The sequence below is a fragment of the Neptuniibacter sp. UBA6509 genome (assembly GCA_002435145.1).
Taxonomy (GTDB): Bacteria; Pseudomonadota; Gammaproteobacteria; order Pseudomonadales; family Balneatricaceae; genus Neptuniibacter.
The window spans coordinates 36,083-59,454 of sequence record DJLT01000064.1; the positions used below are offsets into that span (position 1 = coordinate 36,083).

Genomic DNA, 23,372 nt, shown 5'->3' on the forward strand with positions numbered 1-23,372 from the left:
ATTCCACGTTTTCATTTATCGAGAGTTAATAGATGATCAACTAACATTTGTACTGTTTTTCGCCCACGAAACTCATTTACATCTAACCGGTATATAACCCGCACATGGGTTTGAGATTCATCCGGCCACTGCTCCATGTCCGCATTAAACTGAATCGCATCAACCGCTAAGCCTGATATTGGTTCCATTAGCACCATTTTCAGATGACGATGACCAACGATTCTCTGCTGCAATAATGTAAATTCACCTTCAAAGATAGGCTCAGGAAACTGGTGCCCCCAAGGACCTGCGTCACGCAGCATCTCGGCAAGTTCAATGGTCATATCATTTGCATGTAACGCCCCATCAGTCAGTACCTGTTGCTGCAAGTCACTCTCTGATAACTGCCGCCTGACCTCCTGATCGAAAGCGCTCTGAAACAGGGTTAGATCCGTATCGCTTATCGTTAAACCAGCTGCCATAGCGTGCCCACCAAACTTACGCAACAGTTCAGGATGCTGAGCCGCGATCGCATCAAGACCATCACGGATGTGAAATCCAGGAATTGAACGAGCAGAACCTTTCAGCTCCCCCTCATCCCCTTGGGCAAAAGCGATTACCGGTCGATGAGTACGCTCTTTAATTCTTGAAGCAAGTATACCAATGACTCCCTGATGCCATTCAGGTTCATAAAGTGATAACCCATAGGGAAGCTCTTCATCATCAAATTGCAAACGAGCCAACAGATCTAATGCTTGTTGCTGCATTTCCTGCTCAATACCCTTTCGCTCTTGATTGAGCTCATTCAGTGTTGCGGCAAGCTCTTTTGCTTTATGTTCGGAGTCCGTTAATAAGCACTCAATGCCTATCGACATATCTTCTAAACGGCCCGCAGCATTAAGGCGTGGAGCCAACGCGTATCCCAGGTCTGATGACGCAATCTTATGCTGCTGCCGCCCAGAAAGTTCAATTAACGCTTTAATCCCAGGACGGCAACGCCCTGCTTTAATTCTCTGTAAACCTTGATACACCAACACTCGGTTGTTCTGCTCTAACGGAACTACATCGGCTACTGTTCCCAACGCCACTAAGTCTAATAAACTACCTAAATTGGGTGTAGGCAAGCCTTGCTGTTCAAACCATCCTTGCTGCTGTAGTGAGCGACGCAATGCGATCATCACGTAAAAAATAACACCGACACCACAGGTAGATTTAGCATTAAACTGGCAATCAGGTTGGTTAGGATTAACAATCGCATAAGCTTCTGGAAGCGTATTTCCAGCTAGATGATGATCAGTCACTACAACATCTAAATTCGCCAAATTGGCCGCAGCAACGCCTTCGATACTAGAGATGCCATTATCAACCGTAATCAATAGATCAGGGTGCTGCTTAAGTGCTTCAACAACAATTTCTGGGCTCAAACCGTAACCATACTCAAAACGGTTCGGCACTAGATAACAGACATCAGCGGCGCCCATCATGCGCAGCGCTAAAACAGCAACAGCCGTGCTCGTCGCGCCATCACAATCAAAATCACCAACAATCATAATTTTTTGACGCTGCTGCACTGCTTGAATAAGCCGCTCTACCGCTTTTTCGATACCCGTTAAGCCGGTATCGGGTAACAGCTCATTCAGATTCCGCCCTAAGCCTTGTAAATCATGAATACCGCGTGAAGCATAAATACGCGCCAACACTGGGTTCTCCTGTTTAAAAACAGGTAGGCTTAAATCAGGTGTTTCCCGTTGCGCAATAACGAGCTGTTTCATTATTTCTCTGCTTCCATCATTGAACTAGGACTAGGTTGTTCTACTGCGATTTCAGGCTCAACATTTGGCTCCATTTCAGGCTTAGGCTTAGGCTTAGGCAGCCATTCTGGAGTTTTGTCTGTTAGATAATACGCAGCCAAACCGATCCACTCTCTGACCGCTATATTTAAATCTGACATATTGTCATTCATGTTGATGCGTAATCGGTTTTCAGCCACCATATAATCAACAGGATAAGGAATTACCTCAATGCCTACTTGTCGAAACACACCAACAGAACGCGGGAGATGAAATGCTGAGGTCACTAATAACCATTTCCCTTCTGGAGCAACCTCCATCTCCTCAATAATTTCTCGCGTATAGATTGCATTTTGAAACGTATTTCTTGAATCTCTCTCTACGATTAGGCGAGCGCTCAAGCCCTGATCGGCCAGCCACTGCTGCGCAACATCACCACCACGATAGTTAGGGCGACTTAAAGAGCCGGAACCACCGGTAAAAATAACCTTCAACTGTGGATATCTGAGCATCAAACTAGGAACTACCATTAACCGCTCAGCAGATCGGTTGAACTGCGGCATCCTATGAAGGGAGCTCAATTCCGCTTCTTCCCCTCCCCCTAAAACGATAATGCCAGCAATCGGCTCCTCTTGAGTGAGCACCGGCTTTGGAAAAAGCTGCTCAAGTGGCTCTAATAGATAGTTAGCAACAGGAAAGAGGGCAATAACGCCCATGCAAAGCACTGAACTCCAGACCAAAAAGACACCTAAAGCCCTGCGCCAAAGTAGCAAACCAAACACAAGCATCAGCAGCAAAAAATGGTCTGGTTGAACAATTGCCCAGAATATTTTCGACAGATAAAAAAACAGGTCCGTCATCGCCTTGCTATCCCCTCGCTAACGAAAAAATTTAATCATAGAAAACAAAAAACCCGGCGTTATTAACACCGGGTTTTGAGAGTATCACACTATCCTGATTAATTACTCAGTATGAACGTGACTCGCAATAAACTGCTGTACTGTATTCAGATCGTTATCCAATACATCCAACTTCTCTTCACGCTCAAATAGGTCAACCATATGAGCCGGTAACTGAGGAGATTCTAAGCCCGCTTTAACAACAGGCTCTGGGAATTTCACTGGATGAGCCGTAGCAAGCGTAATCATCGGTACGGACTTATCACGATTGCACTCACGTGCAGCATGAACGCCAATAGCCGTATGTGGATCAAGTAAGTATTCAGTCTCTGCGAATACCTGCTTAATAACATCACAGGTTGTATCATCATCAACTGCACAGCTATCAAATAACTCGCGTACTTTATTCCAACGGTCTGAATCAAGCTCAACGGATTCTTTAGAGAAGCGCGCCATAAGGTCACTAATTGCTTCGCCATCGTTACCGTAAACATCAAACAGCATACGTTCGAAGTTTGAAGAGACCATGATATCCATTGATGGAGACAGTGTATGAACAAGGTCACCCTTAGACATATCATTGCCGGAAATTACACGGTGCAAGATATCATTACGGTTAGTCGCAACAACTAACTGCTTAACAGGTAACCCCATCTTCTTCGCTAAGTAACCGGCGAAAATATCACCAAAGTTACCTGTCGGCACAGAGAAGCTTACTTCACGATGCGGACCACCTACAGCCAAAGATGCAGAGAAGTAATAAACGATCTGGGACATAATACGCGCCCAGTTGATCGAGTTAACCGCACCAAGCCTCATACCTTTTAGGAAGGACTGATCAGCAAAGCTATCTTTAACCATCTGCTGGCAATCATCGAAGTTTCCTTCAAGCGCCACATTAAAGACATTGTCTTTAATAACCGTTGTCATCTGACGACGCTGTACTTCGGATACACGGTTATGCGGATGCAGAATAAAAATATCTAGATGCTTACTATGGCAGCAGCCTTCAATCGCAGCAGAACCCGTATCACCTGAAGTCGCACCCATAATAACTAAGTGCTCTTTACGCTTCTCAAGTGCGTAATCCATCAAGCGGCCAAGCAACTGAAGCGCAAAATCTTTAAACGCTAATGTCGGACCATGGAAAAGCTCCAAAACCCACTCATTTGTACCTAGCTCTTTTAAAGGAGCTACAGCGATGTGATTAAAACCTGCGTAGGTTTCATCGATCATCTGCTTAAGATCAGCATCTTCAATGCAATCATCCACAAACGGCTTAATCACTTTATAAGCTAATTCGTTATATGGAAGTCCAGCCCAAGAAGCGATCTCCTCTTTGCTGAAAGTTGGTAAAGTTTCAGGCACATATAAACCGCCGTCACTTGCCAATCCAGCAAGAAGAACCTCTTCAAAATTCATTGCCGGAGCCTTACCCCGAGTAGAGATATATTTCACGAGGTTAACCCCTTAACTGTCAAAATGTTCAACGCGGATACGAGTAACGCTGCCGTTAATCTCATCCAATTCTTCAATTTTTTCGATCGCATCATTCATTTTCTGCTCAAGTACAGACTGAGTCAGAATAATCACAGGAACCTGCTCTTCGCTAGTCTCTTTCTGAATGATCGCTTCAATGTTGATATCTTCACCACCTAGGATGCTTGTGATCATCGCAAGTACACCTGGCTTTTCCTGAGCATTCATACGCAGATAGTACGCAGACTCAGTCTGATCCATTGGAAGAATAGGCGTATCAGACAACTCAGAAGGCTGGAATGCCAAGTGAGGAACACGGTTATCACGATCTGCTGTCAATGTACGTACAACATCAACAATATCAGCAACAACAGATGAAGCAGTGGCTTCAGCACCGGCACCTGGTCCGTAGTACATAGTTTGACCAACAGCATCACCATCAACCAATACTGCATTCATCACATCATTTACATTAGCGATCAGTGCAGATTCAGAGATCAATGTTGGATGTACACGAAGTTCAACACCCTTTTCAGTTCTGCGGCTCACACCTAAGTGCTTGATGCGATAACCCAGTTCATCCGCGTATTGAACATCTTCGCGAGTCACTTTACTGATACCTTCAGTAAACGCTTTTTCAAACTGTAGCGGAATACCAAACGCAAGTGATGCAAGAATCGTCAATTTATGTGCAGCATCGATCCCTTCAACATCAAAAGTAGGATCTGCTTCAGCATAGCCAAGCGCCTGAGCTTCAGCTAAAACGTCATCAAAGTCACGACCTTTATCACGCATCTCAGTCATGATGAAGTTGCCAGTACCATTGATGATACCCGCCAACCAATTAATCTTATTCGCAGAAAGACCTTCGCGGATCGCTTTGATAATTGGAATACCGCCTGCAACAGACGCTTCAAAAGCAACCATCACATTCTTTTTCTGAGCGGCTTCAAAGATCTCATTACCATGTACAGCAATAAGCGCTTTGTTCGCAGTTACAACATGCTTACCATGCTCAATCGCCGTTAGCACAAGCTCTTTAGCAACGTCATAGCCACCGATCAATTCTACAATGACATCAATTTCTGGGTTTTTCGCTACCTCAAAAATATCCGCTGTAATCTGCGTACCTTTGGTATCACAGTCTGGATTTAGGTGACGTGCACCTACCTCTTCCACTATGATTTTACGTCCTGCTCTGCGAGCAATCTCTTCAGCATTACGCTTCAGCACATTATATGTGCCACCGCCGACTGTACCTAATCCACAGATACCAACTTTGACCGGTTTCAAACCTGCACCTCTCATGCTGTTGAACGAAAGAAATTGCAGCAACCCTGATTAATTTTTGGGTACATTCTGCAATTTACAAAAAATTAGGCGCTCATTATAGCCAAAACAAGGCAATAGCTCTATCTTTGTGCGGCTTATGAACCAACAAAAAAAAGGGAGCCATTTGGCTCCCTTCATACATTCCACTTTTACTTAATACCAAGGACCTTAGCAAGCTCTTTAGCAGGACGATAACCCGGCATAAGCTCACCGCTCTCCAAGATCATTGCGGGCGTACCTCGCACCCCCAAATTCTGACCTAACTCCATCTGTTCAATTACTGAAGTCTTACAATCTGAACCTTTAATACCCCCAGAAAGCTTAGCTTGATCCATCGCATCACGACGCTCCTGATCATTGCCCGCACACCAAATAGCATTCATCTGTTTATGCGCAGCAGAACCGTTCCCAGCACGCGGAAAAGCCAAATAACTAACCTCAATACCCAACTTATTTAACTCTGACATTTCTTGATGCAACCTTCTGCAGTAACCGCATGAAATGTCAGTAAAAACATGAATCCGGCCTTTCACCTCCCCTTCAGGGGAATAGGTCACTTTATCCTTAGCATCAATATCAGCCAGCGCAGCTTTACGCTCAGTATTCTTCAGGCTACTTAACTCTTGCTTCTTCTGCTGGGTCAAATTGATCACCCCAGCTTCTTCAGAAAATGACATCAACTGCCCGGAGAGAAAAGATTTTGACTTAGGATCAACGTAAAGTATATCTCCGTTACTTAAAACAACTTCATAAAGACCAGAAACCGGCGTCTCTACGGCAGTTTTTGACTTTAAATGCGCTGGCAACAACTCATCAACAAATGCCTTCGCTTCATCATTGGCATATGATGTTGTTGCAAAACAAGTAATCAGCAATACAGCCGCGCTTAATATTTTTTTCATGCTTTCCTCATAAATAACAACCCAAGTGCACCTTGGTCTTAAAGAACTGACCACACAAAAGATCAAAAGTTCACTATTCTAATACATCATCCTCGAGGATGATGCTGTTGATGTAAAGACTGTAATCGCTGCTGCGCAACATGCGTATAAATCTGAGTGGTTGATAAGTCACTATGGCCTAACAACATCTGCACTACACGCAAGTCAGCACCATGATTTAGAAGATGGGTCGCAAATGCATGCCTCATCACATGGGGAGACAGGGGCTTATCAATACCCGCCACCAGCGCATAATGTTTGATACGATGCCAGAACGTTTGACGCGTCATCTGCTGACCTCGGCGGCTCGGAAACAAAACATCACTAACAGTTTCACCTAACAACAAAGGTCGCACCCCTGCTATATAGCGATGAAGCCAGCTAATCGCCTCCTCCCCTAAAGGTACCAAGCGCTCTTTTCCACCTTTACCCATCACCCGAATTACACCTTGATTCAGATTGACTTCAAAGAGTTGCAAGCTTACCAGCTCTGTCACGCGCAAACCGGTAGCATAAAGCACTTCAAGCATCGCACGATCACGAAAATGGATTGGATCCTCCACCTGAGGAGCGTTTAGTAAACCCTCAACATCATCCTCCGTCAGGGTTTTAGGCAAGCTCCGCCCCTTCTTTGGGCTATCGATCAAAAGGGTAGGATCCTCACTAATATGCTCTTCACGTAATAGATAGCGATAGAAGCCTCTAAGGCACGATAACATTCGAGATGTAGAGTTTGCACTTAGCCGCTCTTTAACTCGCCAGCCAAGATACTGCTGAATATCTCCACGGGAACCATGCAAAAGCTCACCAGAGCAGCCTTTAAGCCAATGGGAGAACTGAGAAAGGTCACGCCTATAGGATTGTAGAGTATTGTCACTTAGGCCTTTCTCCATCCAAATAGCATCAAGGTAAGTATCAATAAGCTTCTGATCTGCTTCACACAGAGGCGTAGAGGCAACTCTTTTACTAGACAAAAAACATTCCCATCTACAAATTATGAAGGGCAGGCGTTGGCTGAAATCTAGCTACCGATAACTAAAGATTAATAATATAAACGCGCGCTTTGAATTTTATTACGAGCGATCGGGTAAGTTGCCGTACCTCGACCATCAACCAAGCGATGCTCAACCGTAACAACCTTTTCCGTCACGGTAATAAGCTTACCCTGAACTTTACGACCAAAATATGTATACAAAATAACAGGCTCGCCTATATGCGATGACAACTTAGGCAATTCAACTGTCTTAAAAGATTTCTCTGCTTTCTTGCTGCTTCTATTCCGAAAATAGCTAGGCCCTTTTTCATACACAGGAGCTCCCGCCTCAACAACCTCTTCAGCCTCTAGCCTCTCACCTAACACAAGCCCCTCTTGGTCATCACCTTCTGCTGAGTCACTCATATTTAGCTCATGCAAAAGTCTTTGGCCATCTGGATCGGGCTCACTCCATGATATGCCATCCAAAATGATAGGCTTACCATTAAATTCAACGTAAGGGTTTAAAGCATCAATCAGATCAACCGGAGACTGCACCATCGCCATTGATTGCATCCCAAAACCTTGCGGCAGATCCACCCGAAAATACATGGAACCTCCAGGTTTATTTATACTATCTAATGCACTCAATAATGATTCAGGAACTGTCCAACCGTCATATTCTAAACGCTGATTAAACAGCTCTGCATAACGTAGTCGATAATCAGCAACACTCTCTTTGTTCAGGTCCGCACAGAAAGTACTACGGCGCTTGTTATAGCCTCGATCATAAAAGCGTGCTTCAACCCTTTTTAACTTGGGCTGAGCAAACACAATGGTTTGCATATTCAGCGAATCACTGGCAACCCCAATATCCATCGACATGCTCATATCAGCCATATTGGTAGTTTTACTTTGCATATCGAAATTAAGTTCTTTATCCACCGTATCAAAACTGTACTGTACTGACAGATCGCTACGAATCCGGCTATAACCCATTTTTCGCATATCAGCGACTGAGAAATGCTGCAATTTACCACAACCTAACGTATCGTAACCGGGCCCCGCCTGACGCTGAACATCACTCGCCATTCGCCCCCAGTCCTGCATATAACCACTTTTCAGATCGATATCTAACCCTTTGATATCGACATTAAACTCTTCAGGCAGCTCCCCTTGTGAAAGCTTTTCCTCTAAGCTTAAAATAAAGCCCCAAGAGGGTGCTTTTAAGATGGCAGACTCTAAACCTATATCACCCTCCATACCCGTCGGGGTGAAGCTCATACCACGTAAACCCACCTCGGCCTCAGCAAGATCTATATGAATCTGTTTATATTTCATCTCCGCAAAAGGTGAAATATCGCGTGAAAAACCATCTGCAAATTCAGAAACTTTCCACCAGACAAAACCATAAACGCCAGCAAACAACAGCACAGGAATTAAAATTATTGATAATAAAGTTGCTACACGTTTAATCAGTTTATTCTGCATAAATTAGCCTAACCATCGTTTCTGAGCACAAAACCTTGTAAAAACTCTAATTATTATGGGCTTGAACCCATAATTCTGTCCAACCTTTATAGCAGAATAATCTAAACATTTTATACAAAGGAATCTATAAGCAAGCGCCAAGCACAAAAAAAGCGGCCGAGGCCGCTTTTTCAATAAAGATAAAGAAGAGCTTAGCTCAACTTCTCTTTAATACGTGCAGACTTACCGCTACGCTCACGCAAGTAGTAAAGCTTAGCCTGGCGAACATCACCACGACGCTTAACTTCAATGCTATCAACAGTTGCGCTGAAAGTCTGGAAAGTACGCTCAACACCCACACCGTGAGAGATTTTACGTACTGTAAATGCAGAATTTACGCCACGGTTACGTTTGCCTAGCACTACGCCTTCAAACGCCTGTAGACGGGTACGCTCACCCTCTACAACTTTAACCTGGACTACAACGGTATCACCCGGTGCAAATTCTGGTACTTCTTTATTCATTTGTTCAGCTTCAAGCTGCTGAATAATTAGGTTTTTGCCGCTCATCGCTTGCTCCTAAACATTCAACCTTCGGACCCGTGGGTCTCCCGGATAAAATCGTTTAACAATGACCTTTGCTCAGCGTCTAACTCAAGAGATTCCAGCATATCAGGGCGGCGTAGCCACGTTCTTCCTAACTGCTGTTTCAGACGCCAGCGTCTGATCTCTTTATGGTTGCCGCTTAGCAACACATCAGGTACCTGCCTATCATCATAATGCTCTGGTCGTGTGTAATGCGGGCAATCTAGTAATCCATCGCAAAAAGAATCCTCGGTTGCTGAATCCTGATGTCCTAAAACACCTGGAACTAAGCGAGAAACCGAATCAATCATAGTCATTGCTGGCAGTTCACCACCACTAAGGACAAAGTCACCTAGCGACCACTCTTCATCAATCTCTGCTTCAATTAGACGCTCATCAATACCTTCATAGCGTCCAGCTACCAAAATCAGCTTCTTGCGTGAAGCCAGTTCCTGCATTCCCTTATGATCCATTCGGCGTCCCTGAGGGGAAAGGTAAATAACTACTACCTCATCACCCGCAACGTCTTTAGCCGCTTGGATAGCATCCCGTAGAGGCTGAACTTTCATCAGCATGCCTGGGCCACCACCGTAAGGGCGGTCATCAACAGTTTTATGCTTATCATGCGCGAAATCACGAGGACTCCAGCACTGCATCTGTATCAAACCATTTTTAACCGCTCGTCCTGTTACGCCATAGCAACGAATTGCATCAAACATTTCAGGAAAAAGCGTTACCACTCCAAACCACATGAATCAGAATTCCGGGTCCCAATCGACCCGCATAGTACCTGTTTCAAGGTCAATATTTTTTATCACCTGATCAGGAAGATAGGGCAACAGTCGCTCTTTTTGATCGATACTGTCTGCCGTTCCCTTCACAACTAGTACATCATTTGAACCAGTTTCTAATAGGTGGCTTACCTTGCCCAATAATTGATCAGACTCGGTATAAACTAATAGGTCTTGCAACTGACTCCAGTAGTACTCGCCCGCATCCAAAACAGGAAGCTGACTCGCTGCAACCGAAATGTTTAACCCGCAATATTTGCGTGCGATATCTCGATCATCTACTCCAACCAGTTTTGCAACTAGGCCTTTACCATGGCGTTTGCTGGTTTCCACCTCAAGAGGCTTCAATACACCACCAACTTTCACTAACCAAGGTTTGTAGTTAAAGATGTTTTCTATTGGGTCAGTGTGTGAAAATATTTTCACCCACCCTTTAATCCCATAGACCGCAGTAATTGTTCCGACAATGAGATGTTCATTACTTGGATTACTGCTCATTTTTAACCCTGACCAAAAACCTAAAAATTACTTAGCTGCTTTAGCTTCTTTAACTAGCTTAGCAACGCGCTCAGAAAGCTGTGCGCCTTTACCCTGCCAGTACTCAACACGATCAAGATCGATGCGAAGACCTTCTTCTTGACCACGTGCTGTAGGGTTGAAGAAACCCACACGCTCAATAAAACGACCATCACGTGCATTACGTGAGTCAGCTACTGAGATGTGATAGAAAGGACGCTTTTTGGCGCCGCCACGAGACAAACGAATAGTTACCATGCGTTAGATCCCCTTATTGAGTGGGTTTTAAAATCGCCCACAGTTAGATAAAACAGCCCGCTTTTAAGGCAGACTGAGCCATTAAAAATTAGGGCGGAAATTCTACTTGAATTACCCGCCCTAATAAAGTCTTTTTATGTATTAATTTTAACCGGCTTACATGCCCGGGAAGCCACCAGGACCACCCATACCGCCAGGACCGCCACCCATACCAGGAGGCAGCATTCCTTTCATACCGCGCATCATTTTGGTCATGCCGCCTTTGCCGCTAAACTTCTTCATCATCTTCGACATCTGCTTATGCTGTTTAAGCAAGCGGTTAACATCTTGAATCTGAGTACCTGAACCTTTAGCAATACGCTTTTTACGTGAACCAGAGATCACATCCGGTTTACGACGTTCCATAGGCGTCATAGAGTTAATAATCGCTTCCATCTGATGCATGCCTTTCTCAGCATTAGCCGTATTAGCTGCCTGGGTTAACTGCCCCATACCCGGAAGCTTATCTAGCATGCCCGCCATACCACCCATGTTTTTCATCTGGGAGATCTGCTCGCGGAAGTCTTCAAGATCAAAGCCTTTGCCCTTTTTAATTTTCTTGGCAAATTTTTCAGCTTTATCTTTATCTATTTTCTGTTCAGCTTCCTCGATAAGAGAAAGTACATCACCCATACCTAAGATACGTGATGCAACACGATCAGGATGGAACGGTTCTAAGGCATCGACTTTTTCGCCCACACCCAAGAACTTAATTGGCTTACCAGTAATTTGACGAACAGACAGTGCCGCACCACCACGGGCGTCACCATCGGTCTTTGTCAGGATAACACCGGTTAGCGGTAGTACTTCATTGAATGCTTTAGCCGTATTAGCTGCATCTTGACCAGTCATAGCATCAACAACAAACAGCGTCTCAACCGGAGTAACTGCTTCATGTAGGCGCTTAATCTCGCCCATCATGTCTTCATCAACGTGCAAACGACCTGCTGTATCGACTAACAGAACGTCATGGTGTTGAATTCGAGCATGAGCAATCGCAGCATTGGCGATATCAACTGGATCTTGATCCGCTGACGATGGGAAGAAGTCGACTTCAACCTCTCCTGCCAATGTTTCTAACTGCTTGATCGCTGCAGGACGGTATACGTCGGCAGATACAACCAATACTTTTTTCTTTTCACGCTCGCGTAGATGGCGACCTAACTTAGCAACAGAGGTGGTTTTACCCGCACCCTGCAAACCAGCCATCATAACAACTGCAGGTGGTGTAGCCGCTAGGTTCAGCTGTTCGTTCGCCTCCCCCATCACCTTGACCATCTCTTCATTGACGATCTTGACGAACACCTGACCCGGCGTCAGGCTTTTGGTAACTTCCGTTCCAACAGCACGTTCTTTAACGCTGTTAACAAACTCTTTAACAACAGGAAGCGCTACATCAGCTTCCAATAACGCCATACGCACTTCACGCAACGTACTTTTAATATTGTCTTCCGTCAGTTTCGCCTGACCGGTCACTGAGCGTAACGTATGCGTAAGTCGTTCTGTTAAATTCTCAAACATGTCCTGCCTCGACTTTCCCCTACGAAAGAGCTTTGCTGACGAGCATACTAATTTAGGGAAAAAGATAAACTTAGTTAATTATTGGCGCATTATAACGTACTAGAAGCATCCTGAGCAGCCCCTTTAGCATAACCACTTATAACTGGCCCGAACTTCTTTAATCCAATGCCTAACTGTGACAAACTAGCACCTCACGCCAATACACTGTTCTACTGGAACTTTGGACAGAAGAGATATAGATGTTAGCTATTTCAACACTTGTTGCAGTCATGCTTTATAGCGCTTCAGGATTCCTGCAATGGCAGGTCATGCAAGGCAGCCGTCAACAGCCTCGTTATTTCAACCAACTGCTTGGTTTACTCGGTCTATGCTCGCATACGTTAGCGCTTTATATTGTGCTGCACCAACCGGCCGGGATTAATCTCAGCCTATTCAGTGTAGGCTCGCTTATCTCATGGCTTGTCGCAAGTATCGTACTGCTCAGTAGCTTAAGACAAAATATCGACAACCTTTTTATTGCTGTTTTCCCAATGGCCGCTGTCACCGCATTGGCCACTCTAGTTGCCGGAGTTGCTGAAGGTAAGGTCTATGCAGGAGGAGTGATTGCTCACATCCTTCTATCTATATTGGCTTACAGTATTTTCACCATTGCTACATTGCAGTCAATTCTTCTCTCTCGTCAAATTTCTGCCCTTAAACAGCATCATACTCGTGGCTTGGTTTCATCCCTGCCGCCTCTTCAAACAATGGAACGTCTGTTGTTTGAGATGGTGTGGACCGGTTTAATTCTGTTAACTGCATCATTGATTACCGGTTTTATTGTATTTGATGACCTATTTGCTCAGCACCTTGTTCATAAGACCGTATTCTCGCTCTTTGCTTGGTGCCTCTATGCAACATTAATATTTGGCCGCATCAGTTTTGGCTGGCGCAGCAATACTGCTGTCCGATGGAGCATTGCCAGCTTCGTTTCACTTGCGTTAGGTTTCTTTGGCAGCAAAATGGTTATTGAATGGCTTGTATAAGCATAAAATAATGGCTTTACGGCTAAATACATAACGCGTAAAGCTATTATCTCTTGACAGTTTTAACCCCAAATTTGAAAATACCTCTCCATTCATAAGATAGGCATACCGTCTTGGAAGACGCATCGATAGGATTTCTCCTTGGAGTTCTCTGTTTTTTAATATGTAGCTCTGCTTTTTTCTCTAGCTCTGAAACAGGCATGATGTCCCTTAACCGCTACCGGTTAAAACACCTCGTTAAAAAGAAGCACCGCGGTGCACGCAAAGCCAGCAAGCTACTAGAACGCCCTGATCGACTTATTGGCGTCATCCTCATCGGTAATAACTTTGTTAACATCCTTGCTTCAGCCATCGCTACTGTTGTCTGTGTTCGCCTATGGGGTGACGCTGGCATTATGGTTGCTACTTTAGGTTTGACGGTTGTTATTCTTATCTTTGCCGAAGTATCACCTAAAACCATGGCTGCGCTCTATCCAGAGAAAATAGCCTTCCCTGCTGCCTACATATTGGCGCCACTGCTTAAGCTTATCTACCCGCTTGTATGGATCATCAACGGCATTACCAACACCTTCCTTAAAATGTTTGGTGTCAACGTTACAGGCGATAACAACCACCATTTAAGCACCGAAGAGCTCCGCACCCTTGTACATGAAGCTGGTGCACTGCTGCCACAAAACAACCAGAACATGCTGTTAGGGGTTTTAGAGCTTTCAGAAGTTACCGTTAACGACATTATGATCCCGCGAAATGAAGTGCTCGGGATCGACCTTGACGAAGATATCGATACGATCATTCAGCACTTAAGCCAAACAGAACATACTCGTCTACCTGTATACCAAGGTGAACTCAACAAAGTTGTTGGCCTACTGCATATGCGCAGCTTGGCACAGGTTTTCCACGAAGGGAAAGTCACTAAAGCGGCGATTCTGCAGGTTATTCGTGAACCCTACTTCATTCCAGAAAGCACACCACTGCAAACACAGTTAGTGCACTTTCAATCTCAAAACCGCCGCATAGGCCTTGTGGTCGATGAGTATGGTGATATTCAAGGTATCGTAACGCTTGAAGATATCTTAGAAGAGATCGTCGGTGAGCTTTCATCTAACAACAAAGAATCAGATCAAGATATCTACCCGCAGGAAGATGGCAGTTTCTATATTGATGGTAGTGCTTATATACGTGACGTTAACAAAGCATTGGAGTGGGAACTTCCTACTGACGGGCCTAAAACCATGAATGGCCTAATCACTGAAACACTGGAATCAATACCGGAAGCCAATGTCTGCTTACAACTAGAACATTACCGGATCGAAACCTTGCAAGTGAGCGATAACGTGATCAAAACAGCACGTATTATTGCCATGCCTAAAGCCGTTGAAGACGACGAATAAAGCGCTTTAACCGATTAATAAAAAAGGTCCTATGGGCCTTTTTTATTGATTAACGACTAAACGTTAATTTTAGCCTTCAAGCTTCTTAATAACACTCCGAACTTTATCATTCATGCTTTGAGCTTTATCAGTACGTGTACCTAACCGCATCGATGTTGTAATGCGCGGAGCGCCCATCTCATGGACCACCTCATGGCAACGCTTCACCGCGGCCATGACATCATCCCAATCGCCTTCAACATTAGTGCCGTAAGCATGCATCTCATGTTTCAACCCTGCCGCTTGTAACACTTTTTGACAGGCTGCCACGTAGTCAGAGACTGAAACGCCAACACCTAAGGGAACAATACAGATATCAATCATGACATTCATTTCACGTACACCATTTCACGTACAAAAGGGATCACTCTGACAAATCCCCAGCTTCTCGCTGCTTAATTTTGACCAAAACAGCCTTTTTCTCTTCATTGCTGTAAACACCCCACTCACCAATCTCAATCCCGCTGCGCTGGCAGGCGATACAAAGATCGTTTTCATCTAGTGCACACACACCTACACAAGGGCTAGGTATAGGCTTATTCACCTCTTCGTTCATGACTTACCTTTGCTTTTCAAAACTGGAGTTAAAACGACGCATATTCTCAACATAGTGGGCTGCATTCTCTTTAAGGCCTGCGACTTGCTCATCTGACAACGTGCGCTTCACCTTTGCAGGCGATCCCACCACTAGAGAATTATCCGGTATAACCATCCCTTCAGGAACAAGTGCATTAGCACCAATCAGGCAGCCTTTGCCTATTTTAGCGCCATTTAACACCACAGCACTAATACCAATCAGAGATCCATCACCCACCTCACAACCGTGTAGCATCGCTTGATGACCAACCGTCACATCTTTACCTAGAGCCAGCGTATATCCCGGATCTGTATGCAGGATCGCACCATCCTGTACATTAGTTCGTTCCCCAATAATAATTGGATCATTATCACCGCGGATAACGACGTTAAACCAGATGCTACTGCAATGATGCAGAGTCACATTACCTATAACCGTCGCATTGTCCGCAACAAAATGCTCTTCACCCACCAATTGAACCTTTTGCCCTGCTACAGAATACAACATCATCTATCCTCAGAATCGTTCGAAAAATAACGAATTTTATGTTCTGGCCTCGGTTTCATAGGGATACCCGCACCACAGCCTTCATTTAAAAGTTCCACCAGCATATAAGCGGTTAATCCCCATATGATATGCCCCTCATACTCCCAAGCGGGTACATAAACGGCTTTGCCTTTAAAGCGAATCTCATCCGTCGCATAACGCTGATCCGCCATAAAGAAGCTAAGCGGGACGCTGAACACCTCATCCAACTCACCGGGATTAGCCGTTAACTCAACAGACTTAGGAATAATCCCAACCCAAGGTGTAACCTGCAAACCATGTTTAGACATCACCTGCCCCAAGGGCGCGACTATATCTACTTGATCAGGTGACAAACCAACCTCTTCATGGGCTTCACGAAGCGCTGTAAATAACAGATCCGGATCAGTCTCATCATATTTACCGCCGGGAAAAGCGATCTCTCCACCATGACTGGACAAGCCAGAAGCCCGCTTAGTCAAAATAACTTCCGGGTCCTCATGATCAGTGAGTGCGATAAGCACACTGGCTTGCGGCCTATCCGATGGAAACGGAAACCTTCTAGGCTTAAAGTTAATTAAACGTTTTTTAATTGTCGTTAACATCGCATTATCATTTTCACAGAGCTATCTCTTAATCATACCCCTAAGCTGAGCAATAACTTAAGTCGATTTCTACAAAAACTGAAGAAGCACTCTTTGTTCAACAGTGGAGAATCACGTTAGAATGATGCTTCATTATCAGGAGTTCACCATGAAATACTGCTCAAATTGCGCAGAACCTATCCGCATAGGCATCCCTGAAGAGGATAATTTGCCACGCCATATCTGCGACTCCTGTGACCTTATCTACTACGAAAACCCTAAAATCATCACCGGGTGCTTAGCGGTTTATGAAGACAAAGTCCTACTATGCAAACGTGCAATAGAGCCAAGAAAAGGCTATTGGACGCTACCCGCAGGCTTTATGGAGAATAATGAATCAACCGAGCAAGGCGCTTTAAGAGAAACATTTGAAGAAGCCAATGCGCAGGTCCGTATCAGCCATCTATACACGCTGACCTCCATCGTACATGTGAATCAAGTACAAATGATCTACCTTGCCCATATGGATAAAGCAGAATACGCCCCAAGCAATGAATCCTTAGAAGTCGAGCTTTTCAGCGAAGAAGAGATCCCTTGGGATGAGCTGGCATTTCCAACCATAAGAAACGCACTGAAGTTTTACTTTGCAGACCGCGTTAACAACGTATTCCCTTTAAGAGAGCGCAGCGTCGACATCAACAGAGCGTCAGACTAAATGGGTTGCCTACCCCTTAATAATTAAGCTAAAAGCCTTATAGATAGGGCCCAAAGCAAAACCTCTGGATGCCCTTCTGTGAACTAGAAAACGCGACAAATCCGCACATGTGGCACTCTGTCGCGCGACACTGTGTCACATTGTCTGCCTTTCTAAAATCATCTAATTTCCGCGCCAATATATACTACGGACGGAAACACGATGCAGCCTTCACTAAAATCATTTCCAATTAAAAAACTCGCCATTCTAGTCTCTGCGGTGATCACCCCCATCTCTGTATTTGCAGAAGAGATCGCTGTTCCCGACACAATAACAGTGACTGCAACCCGCGCAGAACGTAACTCGGCAGAAGTGCCTGAAAGCATCGCCATCATTGATCAGAAACGAATAGAACAAGAGAAGATGTATAACATCGCCGATGCCCTGAAAGGTACGCCCGGCGTATTAATTGAATCCACCAGCGGTGGTTACAGCTCACGTATGATCGTCCGTGGTGCTGGGTTAAAAGCGCAATACGGTATTCGTGAAATTATGGTGCTTAGAGACGGCGTGCCCATTACCGATCCAGACAGCTTCACCCGTATGGACTTTATCGACACGCAAGACATAGAACAGATAGAAGTAAGTAAAGGGCCTGGCAATATTTACGCCACAGGCTCCACAGGGGGCGCGATCCATATCATCTCAAAATCAGTATTTGATGATAGACGCGACCAGATACGTTTAGGCGCAGGCGAAGAGGGTCACAAGAACGTTCACCTTCGCAAGTCACTTATGTCCGATGAAGGTCATGCTTTTGCATTTACCGCATCCCACCGCAAAGCCGACAACGACTGGCGCAGACATAATGAATTTGAATCTAACCAGTTCAGCCTTAAAGGTGGATTCCTTCTCTCTGATAACAGTGAACTAGAAACAGAGTTCAGCTACACCAAAGCTAAGCTAAACCTGCCCGGTGATATGAACGAGAGTCAATTTGAAGAATACAAACGTACAGGTAAACAAACCGACAACGACAGCGCGTTTAAACACTCGGCACGTGATTCCGAAATATTCTTTTTCAATAGCCGACTCAACGTCGAGTTAGGGGCACTCACACTAAAACCTCGCCTTTACTACAACCACTGGACACACTTCCACCCTGTCACTGGCGCGATCAATGACACACCGGGTGTTGATATCTGGGGCACAGATTTAGAGCTTGAATACGCACACGAGCTACTCGGTAAAGACACGCTGGTCAGCGGCCTAACCTACCGCCAAGACAGAAACATGAATGCGAAGAAATACGCCTACGCAGACATTGCCACAGCGGGCCCCGTTATTACCAGTACTCTATCTGATAGAAAGGGCGATCTGCTAGAGGAGCAAGATGAGATCAATACCGTCTACGGCGTCTTCCTTCAAGAAAACCTAAGGCCTAACGACAAGCTATTGATCGATGCAGGCTTTCGCTACGACCACATCACAATAGAACAAGACACCTGGAGCAGCGATACCTCTTATAACTATGGGATGGGCGGCTACCTAACAGTGCCTGGTAGCGGCGGCAATAGTGAACTGAAGCACAGCTTCGACCTATTCTCACCTCGTATTGGCGTAAGCTATAAGCTAAACCAAAACTTCACCCTATTCGGCAATATTGCGCAAGGCGAGCAAGTCCCTTTTGCCAGCGAACTGGAAAGTAACGACGACCTTAAAAACGCCACCAGCCGTAGTATAGGGATAGGGATTAAAGGCCGGTCGCATACATGGCAGTTTGATCTCAATGCTTATGTCAGTGAAGTAGAAGATGAGATCATCAACGTACGCACAGATGGCGAAAGCATCTACCAAAACGCAGGAAGTACCGATAAAAAAGGTATCGAGTTCAGCGGTTCATTCCAAGTACTAAAGGAACAGATTGCCGGTCAACTCGCGCTAGGCTTTAACTATGCCTATAGCGATTACAGCTACAACGAATTCTCAGAAATCGTTTACGGCATGGGTCCACCGACCAACTTTGATCGTTCAGGTAACCAACTCCCCTTTATCCCTGAGCACTACTACAGCATCAATGCAGACTATACGCACCCAAGTGGTGTTAAAGCGCGCATTCAAGCGGATAGCTGGGGTGAGTATTACCTAGACCACGCAAACAGTGAGAAGTATGGCGGTTATGACTTTGTCACTAGCGTTAATCTTAGCTATGCCAAAGGCCCACATGACATTAGCTTAAACGTGCAGAACCTGTTCGATAAACGTTATGCCGTTGAAGTTACCAAAGATACCAGCGGAGACAAAGCGTTCTCAGCAGGAGCACCCCGTTCAGCCATGCTGAGTTATCGTTATCAGTTTTGATGATTGAGATTAGCATGTAGCAACAAGCCACCTATTAAAGGTGGCTTTTTTGATTCACGCGATTCGTTTTTAAGAAAGTTCCCTTTGTAGGAAGCCACCCCGTGCGCGAGCTTTTGATTTTTTCTTTTAGGCTTTCAGCCTTTAAGGGGGAACAACAGCTCTTTCCCTTAAAAATACACTCTTGTAAAAACAGCCGCCTATTCCTTGTTTCGCTCCGCTCAATTCCCCGCTGGAGCTCAGCCCCCTGAGCGAGGTTTGTTCTTTTCGATACTCGGCTGCGTCAAAGGTGTTTGATTCCGTGCCAATTCCAGAGTAAATCCCAATAACATATCATGCGATTTAATTGGAAAGCTTTTCCTAAGCGCGATTACTTCGTAATTCCTATTAACTCCGCTTAACCTCTAAAACTGAACACCGCGCTTTCGCTTAATTAGATTTAGCCATTGAAGTCATTTGCTGCCTAATGCTCTCAATTCGTTTTCGGTTCACACCAAAATCGAAGTACCCCTCTCTTGCAGAAGACCGCACATGAATCAATACGTCATCAGAGTTATCCACATTAATAATTAAAAACTCAATATCATCAACGAAACCAAAAACTTTGGATGCACACTCAGCCCTAACATAGTTTCCTTCCGCTGAGGTGATTACGGTTCGCTCGATCCCTTCCAATATCGTTAGCAGATCTTTTTTAACTGCCGACACAGAACCTGTCGCTTTAATTGGCTCAATATAATGAGCTTCATCGCTGGCCTGACTACTGACACACTTCGGTGATGATGGGCATGCTTCCAACAGGCTATTCTGAACGCCTAATTTTGGCATAGCTCCTGAGCAGCCGGTTAAGATTAGCAAGCAAAAGAAAGCGGTGAGGGTTTGTTTATTCAAGGGAGTCTCCAGAAATTAGGGTGGCGCTTTTTATAAGCTCGCATAGGGTAAATATAGGGGAAGTTGTTGGAATATGCCCTGTTGGAAGCCACCCTTTATGCCCGGAGGGTGCCAGTGCGAGGTTTTGATTTGTTCTTGTAGGCTTTCAGCCCTTAAGGGAAAACAACAGCTCTTTCCCTTAAGAATACACTCTTGTAAAAACAGCCTCCTGTTCCCTGTTGGAGCTCAGCCTCTGAGCGAGGTTTTAGTCCTTGTCTTTTTTGTGATACTCGGCTGCGTCAAGATGTTTGAGTCTGTGCCAATTTTAAAAAACTTACTCTGCCCCAAATTATCTTCTTGGCTGTGTCTACTTTGGCATTTTCGAACTCCTCGTTAGTTTGAGGTGTTTGTTTTAACGGGTGAGATTCAGCGTCCTAATTGACGCGCTTGTTACATATCTGCTCCAGCCATTTAATCAAGCCACGAGCGACTAAAAACTAATATTGATCTACAGCCCAGCACAAGTTTTTTCATTCGAGTTCACGTCGTTCCTTACTAATAGCGTTCGCTAGCATTTTGTCCGGCGGAGGCAGCATTCGTTGATACTCAAGTGCTTTGAGAACCCCGTACATTAATTGTGGATGAAGATAGTTAACTTGATAGATACGACCTCTTCTTGCCTTCGTTTTAATCAGCCCCTTTTCAAGCATAGCGCCAAGCAATCTTGATCTGTATGCAGGGGCCAGCTTGAGGTCTTCGGTATCACCTGTTTTGAAACTTTCCAGATGATAGACACATCTCAGAATTTTATGATCATTCTGCTCAATCTTCCCTTGTTCATAAGCGCCGTTGATGGCTGAAAGTAGGATATGTTCTTTCACAAACTCAAAATCCATAAGATTTGTAACCTTTTTGAATTCTTTAACGATTCCACCCAATACGTATACAAGCCACTCCTCTTTAGCAGTATCGTTTGATAGGTCGTCACAGGCAGATAATCTAGCATTGTATTCTGATCTATCTCCACAAAATATGGACGATGGAGTAAGCAATCCCGCGACGCTAAAATTAGCCTTGATTAACATAGCATGAGTAAGTAATCGTCCGACTCGACCATTTCCGTTATTGAATGGATGAACCCAAGCAAAAGCTTGGTGCGCCTGTCCGATCTTTATAGCATCATATTTCTTACCATGATCCGCTTCGATAAACTCAAATAGACGCAGCATATATTGGGCATTATCTGGAAAAACTGGCGGGTAGTGATATTTTCCGGTTGTTTCGCTCCCTACACGCCTGACTCCCTCTTCCTTGATAAATGAATATTGCCCTGGATGCATATCGCCGTCGCCGCCAGCCTGTACGGGTGTCAGTCCATCCACAACAATTTCATGAAGTTGACAGATAAGATCACCGTCTATATCTCCTTCATTCTCAAGATGCTTCATCGTGTACGTCAAGGCCTTCTCATAATTGGAAATTTCCTTGATAGGCTCTTTCACAAAATCACCGGATTGCCTAGCTTGGGCATACTCAACTATCTCTGTTGTGTTGCCCTCAAGTCTAAGGGACATCAGGCTTTCTGCAGAATGAAGAATGTCTTTGAGCTGGAAAAAAAGCCAGTCCGGTGTAGTACCATGAGGCCTATAAGCCCTAAGCTCCTCAAGCTCGAAGCCCAAATCAACAACAGGGCTATCGTAAGAAATTGGCCAAAGACTGAATGATTTGACATTGGAACTCATAAAAAAACTCACTATATGACATTAACCGAATCAGAAAAGTGACATACAAATACAATAAAGGCAATATATACGGGAGCTTAGGCCATACTGTCCATTTAAATAATATGTTACTGGGGTAATGACATGGCCTACTATTATATGACATTAGCTCGAGAGATTAATTGATATGAAAGGTTCCTCCATATAATAAAATTTACTCAGACCCCGATTATTACTTAACGACTAACCTCGCAACTACATAATCAAAATGCTCTCTTTTAATGCTGATTACAGCCCAATGTGATGAATTATTATCACTGGCGATAAATAACGTAGTGTAATCATCTACATTAACTGCGAATCCAAACCCATCATTAGCCGTATCAATAACCGTTGGCTTGTTTGATCCCTTTTGAGCTTCAGTAAAGCCTTCCTTCAAGGCTTCGACCGCCGTATAACCGTTTATTGTCGGCACTCTCTGTATAGAACCTACCAGTGCTTTTTCTTGGTAGATGTAAATTTCAGTATCTTGCATTTGTAGTCGAAATTTACTCTCCATTGGCAAGGAGAATTTAATGCCATTAATGGGTTCTATATCGATAGATTGGTTAGAGGAGCAACCCAGTATCAAGATACTTAAGATAAAGATTGAAATGATTTTTCGCATCTAGCTGCGGCCTATTTTGCTCAATGAGAGCCAACGCTTGAGCCCTGTCCATGAATGCATTTTTTCTTTTAGACCTTCGGCCCTTAAGGGAAAACAACAGCTCTTTCCCTTAAGAATCCCTTAGCCGCCTGTTCCTTGTTTCGCTTCGCTCAACACCCTGCGTTTCTCTAACTCAGTGGGACGGATATAAACTCGTCTTTTATATCTTAAGAAGGCTCAAACAAATATCCATCTATTCCAATGAGTTATGCGATACTCGGCTGCGTCAAAGGTGTTTGAGTCTGTGCCAGCAGGAAGCTTTTTGGCTACTGCACAATGCAAGACCTGATAATCATATAGTCGCCTCCTC

The 23,372-nt window shown here is 44.6% G+C and carries 23 protein-coding genes; 4 read left to right on the forward strand and 19 right to left on the reverse strand.

What is annotated here, in order from left to right:
• Positions 1–11: 11 nt before the first annotated feature.
• The 12 genes from recJ to ffh form a co-directional block, all read right to left on the reverse strand.
• Complete coding sequence (recJ, locus tag B4K11_RS08290; RefSeq protein WP_292949507.1) at positions 12–1,751, reverse strand: single-stranded-DNA-specific exonuclease RecJ; 1,740 nt, start codon at positions 1,749–1,751, stop codon at positions 12–14.
• Positions 1,751–2,629, reverse strand: coding sequence for a YdcF family protein (locus tag B4K11_RS08295; RefSeq protein WP_292949504.1), 879 nt, complete (start codon positions 2,627–2,629; stop codon positions 1,751–1,753). Before B4K11_RS08295 ends, recJ begins: the two co-directional genes overlap by 1 nt.
• Positions 2,630–2,731: 102 nt before the next feature.
• On the reverse strand, positions 2,732–4,126 hold the full coding sequence (gene thrC / locus B4K11_RS08300) for a threonine synthase (RefSeq protein WP_292949501.1): 1,395 nt from the start codon (positions 4,124–4,126) through the stop codon (positions 2,732–2,734).
• 12 nt (positions 4,127–4,138) lie between these two features.
• The gene (locus tag B4K11_RS08305; RefSeq protein ID WP_292949499.1) at positions 4,139–5,440 is read right to left on the reverse strand and encodes a homoserine dehydrogenase; all 1,302 of its coding nucleotides are present in this window, start codon (positions 5,438–5,440) and stop codon (positions 4,139–4,141) included.
• A gap of 188 nt (positions 5,441–5,628) precedes the next feature.
• Positions 5,629–6,381, reverse strand: a complete 753-nt coding sequence (locus B4K11_RS08310; RefSeq protein ID WP_292949497.1) for a thioredoxin fold domain-containing protein — start codon at positions 6,379–6,381, stop codon at positions 5,629–5,631.
• An 86-nt stretch (positions 6,382–6,467) separates the two neighbouring features.
• On the reverse strand, positions 6,468–7,364 hold the full coding sequence (gene xerD, locus B4K11_RS08315) for a site-specific tyrosine recombinase XerD (protein ID WP_348703238.1): 897 nt from the start codon (positions 7,362–7,364) through the stop codon (positions 6,468–6,470).
• A 98-nt stretch (positions 7,365–7,462) separates the two neighbouring features.
• The gene (locus B4K11_RS08320) at positions 7,463–8,884 is read right to left on the reverse strand and encodes a hypothetical protein (RefSeq protein WP_292949493.1); all 1,422 of its coding nucleotides are present in this window, start codon (positions 8,882–8,884) and stop codon (positions 7,463–7,465) included.
• A 191-nt stretch (positions 8,885–9,075) separates the two neighbouring features.
• Positions 9,076–9,432, reverse strand: coding sequence for a 50S ribosomal protein L19 (gene rplS / locus B4K11_RS08325; protein WP_292949491.1), 357 nt, complete (start codon positions 9,430–9,432; stop codon positions 9,076–9,078).
• A 17-nt stretch (positions 9,433–9,449) separates the two neighbouring features.
• Positions 9,450–10,199, reverse strand: a complete 750-nt coding sequence (gene trmD, locus B4K11_RS08330; RefSeq protein ID WP_292949489.1) for a tRNA (guanosine(37)-N1)-methyltransferase TrmD — start codon at positions 10,197–10,199, stop codon at positions 9,450–9,452.
• A 3-nt stretch (positions 10,200–10,202) separates the two neighbouring features.
• Positions 10,203–10,736: a ribosome maturation factor RimM gene (gene rimM, locus B4K11_RS08335; RefSeq protein ID WP_292949487.1), complete on the reverse strand. Its 534-nt coding sequence runs from the start codon at positions 10,734–10,736 to the stop codon at positions 10,203–10,205.
• 27 nt (positions 10,737–10,763) lie between these two features.
• A complete protein-coding gene (gene rpsP / locus B4K11_RS08340; protein WP_292949484.1) occupies positions 10,764–11,012 on the reverse strand; it encodes a 30S ribosomal protein S16 in 249 nt (82 codons plus the stop codon).
• A gap of 156 nt (positions 11,013–11,168) precedes the next feature.
• Positions 11,169–12,572 carry a signal recognition particle protein gene (gene ffh / locus B4K11_RS08345; protein ID WP_292949483.1) on the reverse strand — a complete coding sequence of 468 codons (1,404 nt, stop codon included), beginning with the start codon at positions 12,570–12,572 and terminating at the stop codon, positions 11,169–11,171.
• A gap of 239 nt (positions 12,573–12,811) precedes the next feature.
• Here ffh and B4K11_RS08350 point away from each other — a divergent pair, with 239 nt between their 5' ends.
• Together B4K11_RS08350 and B4K11_RS08355 are read left to right on the forward strand one after the other, a co-directional pair.
• The gene (locus B4K11_RS08350) at positions 12,812–13,597 is read left to right on the forward strand and encodes a cytochrome C assembly family protein (RefSeq protein WP_292949480.1); all 786 of its coding nucleotides are present in this window, start codon (positions 12,812–12,814) and stop codon (positions 13,595–13,597) included.
• Between the two features lie 113 nt (positions 13,598–13,710).
• Positions 13,711–14,988 (forward strand): HlyC/CorC family transporter, encoded by a 1,278-nt coding sequence (locus B4K11_RS08355; protein WP_292949477.1) that lies wholly within the window; start codon positions 13,711–13,713, stop codon positions 14,986–14,988.
• 69 nt (positions 14,989–15,057) lie between these two features.
• Here B4K11_RS08355 and B4K11_RS08360 read toward each other — a convergent pair whose 3' ends face one another.
• From B4K11_RS08360 to B4K11_RS08375, 4 genes are read right to left on the reverse strand one after another with little or no spacing between them, the layout of a single operon-like run.
• The gene (locus B4K11_RS08360) at positions 15,058–15,360 is read right to left on the reverse strand and encodes an MTH1187 family thiamine-binding protein (protein WP_292949474.1); all 303 of its coding nucleotides are present in this window, start codon (positions 15,358–15,360) and stop codon (positions 15,058–15,060) included.
• Between the two features lie 31 nt (positions 15,361–15,391).
• Positions 15,392–15,583, reverse strand: a complete 192-nt coding sequence (locus tag B4K11_RS08365; RefSeq protein WP_292949471.1) for a DUF1289 domain-containing protein — start codon at positions 15,581–15,583, stop codon at positions 15,392–15,394.
• A gap of 3 nt (positions 15,584–15,586) precedes the next feature.
• Positions 15,587–16,111, reverse strand: coding sequence for a gamma carbonic anhydrase family protein (locus B4K11_RS08370; RefSeq protein ID WP_292949525.1), 525 nt, complete (start codon positions 16,109–16,111; stop codon positions 15,587–15,589).
• Entirely contained in the window at positions 16,111–16,734 is a 624-nt protein-coding gene (locus B4K11_RS08375) for a CoA pyrophosphatase (protein WP_292949468.1), read from the reverse strand. The genes B4K11_RS08370 and B4K11_RS08375 overlap by 1 nt, the downstream gene beginning before the upstream one ends.
• A 148-nt stretch (positions 16,735–16,882) precedes the next feature.
• Between B4K11_RS08375 and B4K11_RS08380 the strand changes: the two genes are divergently transcribed.
• On the forward strand, positions 16,883–17,428 hold the full coding sequence (locus tag B4K11_RS08380) for an NUDIX hydrolase (protein WP_292949466.1): 546 nt from the start codon (positions 16,883–16,885) through the stop codon (positions 17,426–17,428).
• A 201-nt stretch (positions 17,429–17,629) separates the two neighbouring features.
• Positions 17,630–19,768, forward strand: a complete 2,139-nt coding sequence (locus B4K11_RS08385) for a TonB-dependent receptor (protein ID WP_292949463.1) — start codon at positions 17,630–17,632, stop codon at positions 19,766–19,768.
• Between the two features lie 426 nt (positions 19,769–20,194).
• Here B4K11_RS08385 and B4K11_RS08390 read toward each other — a convergent pair whose 3' ends face one another.
• The 3 genes from B4K11_RS08390 to B4K11_RS08400 all read right to left on the reverse strand — a co-directional run bounded on the left by B4K11_RS08390 (position 20,195) and on the right by B4K11_RS08400 (position 23,023).
• On the reverse strand, positions 20,195–20,656 hold the full coding sequence (locus B4K11_RS08390) for a DUF1499 domain-containing protein (RefSeq protein ID WP_292949461.1): 462 nt from the start codon (positions 20,654–20,656) through the stop codon (positions 20,195–20,197).
• A 509-nt stretch (positions 20,657–21,165) separates the two neighbouring features.
• Positions 21,166–22,377, reverse strand: coding sequence for a Fic family protein (locus B4K11_RS08395; RefSeq protein WP_292949458.1), 1,212 nt, complete (start codon positions 22,375–22,377; stop codon positions 21,166–21,168).
• A 211-nt stretch (positions 22,378–22,588) separates the two neighbouring features.
• On the reverse strand, positions 22,589–23,023 hold the full coding sequence (locus tag B4K11_RS08400) for a hypothetical protein (RefSeq protein WP_292949456.1): 435 nt from the start codon (positions 23,021–23,023) through the stop codon (positions 22,589–22,591).
• Positions 23,024–23,372 lie beyond the last annotated feature (349 nt).

What these genes read in the sequence shown, in the direction of transcription:
- trmD (WP_292949489.1), bottom strand. Translation starts at nt 10,199, where the DNA reads ATGTGGTTTGGAGTGGTAACGCTTTTTCCTGAAATGTTTGATGCAATT.
- B4K11_RS08360 (WP_292949474.1), bottom strand. Translation starts at nt 15,360, where the DNA reads ATGAATGTCATGATTGATATCTGTATTGTTCCCTTAGGTGTTGGCGTT.
- B4K11_RS08385 (WP_292949463.1), top strand. Translation starts at nt 17,630, where the DNA reads ATGCAGCCTTCACTAAAATCATTTCCAATTAAAAAACTCGCCATTCTA.
- rpsP (WP_292949484.1), bottom strand. Translation starts at nt 11,012, where the DNA reads ATGGTAACTATTCGTTTGTCTCGTGGCGGCGCCAAAAAGCGTCCTTTC.
- B4K11_RS08400 (WP_292949456.1), bottom strand. Translation starts at nt 23,023, where the DNA reads ATGCGAAAAATCATTTCAATCTTTATCTTAAGTATCTTGATACTGGGT.
- rimM (WP_292949487.1), bottom strand. Translation starts at nt 10,736, where the DNA reads ATGAGCAGTAATCCAAGTAATGAACATCTCATTGTCGGAACAATTACT.
- ffh (WP_292949483.1), bottom strand. Translation starts at nt 12,572, where the DNA reads ATGTTTGAGAATTTAACAGAACGACTTACGCATACGTTACGCTCAGTG.
- B4K11_RS08375 (WP_292949468.1), bottom strand. Translation starts at nt 16,734, where the DNA reads ATGTTAACGACAATTAAAAAACGTTTAATTAACTTTAAGCCTAGAAGG.
- B4K11_RS08365 (WP_292949471.1), bottom strand. Translation starts at nt 15,583, where the DNA reads ATGAACGAAGAGGTGAATAAGCCTATACCTAGCCCTTGTGTAGGTGTG.
- B4K11_RS08350 (WP_292949480.1), top strand. Translation starts at nt 12,812, where the DNA reads ATGTTAGCTATTTCAACACTTGTTGCAGTCATGCTTTATAGCGCTTCA.
- B4K11_RS08395 (WP_292949458.1), bottom strand. Translation starts at nt 22,377, where the DNA reads ATGAGTTCCAATGTCAAATCATTCAGTCTTTGGCCAATTTCTTACGAT.
- rplS (WP_292949491.1), bottom strand. Translation starts at nt 9,432, where the DNA reads ATGAGCGGCAAAAACCTAATTATTCAGCAGCTTGAAGCTGAACAAATG.
- B4K11_RS08370 (WP_292949525.1), bottom strand. Translation starts at nt 16,111, where the DNA reads ATGTTGTATTCTGTAGCAGGGCAAAAGGTTCAATTGGTGGGTGAAGAG.
- B4K11_RS08320 (WP_292949493.1), bottom strand. Translation starts at nt 8,884, where the DNA reads ATGCAGAATAAACTGATTAAACGTGTAGCAACTTTATTATCAATAATT.
- B4K11_RS08310 (WP_292949497.1), bottom strand. Translation starts at nt 6,381, where the DNA reads ATGAAAAAAATATTAAGCGCGGCTGTATTGCTGATTACTTGTTTTGCA.
- B4K11_RS08380 (WP_292949466.1), top strand. Translation starts at nt 16,883, where the DNA reads ATGAAATACTGCTCAAATTGCGCAGAACCTATCCGCATAGGCATCCCT.
- B4K11_RS08295 (WP_292949504.1), bottom strand. Translation starts at nt 2,629, where the DNA reads ATGACGGACCTGTTTTTTTATCTGTCGAAAATATTCTGGGCAATTGTT.
- recJ (WP_292949507.1), bottom strand. Translation starts at nt 1,751, where the DNA reads ATGAAACAGCTCGTTATTGCGCAACGGGAAACACCTGATTTAAGCCTA.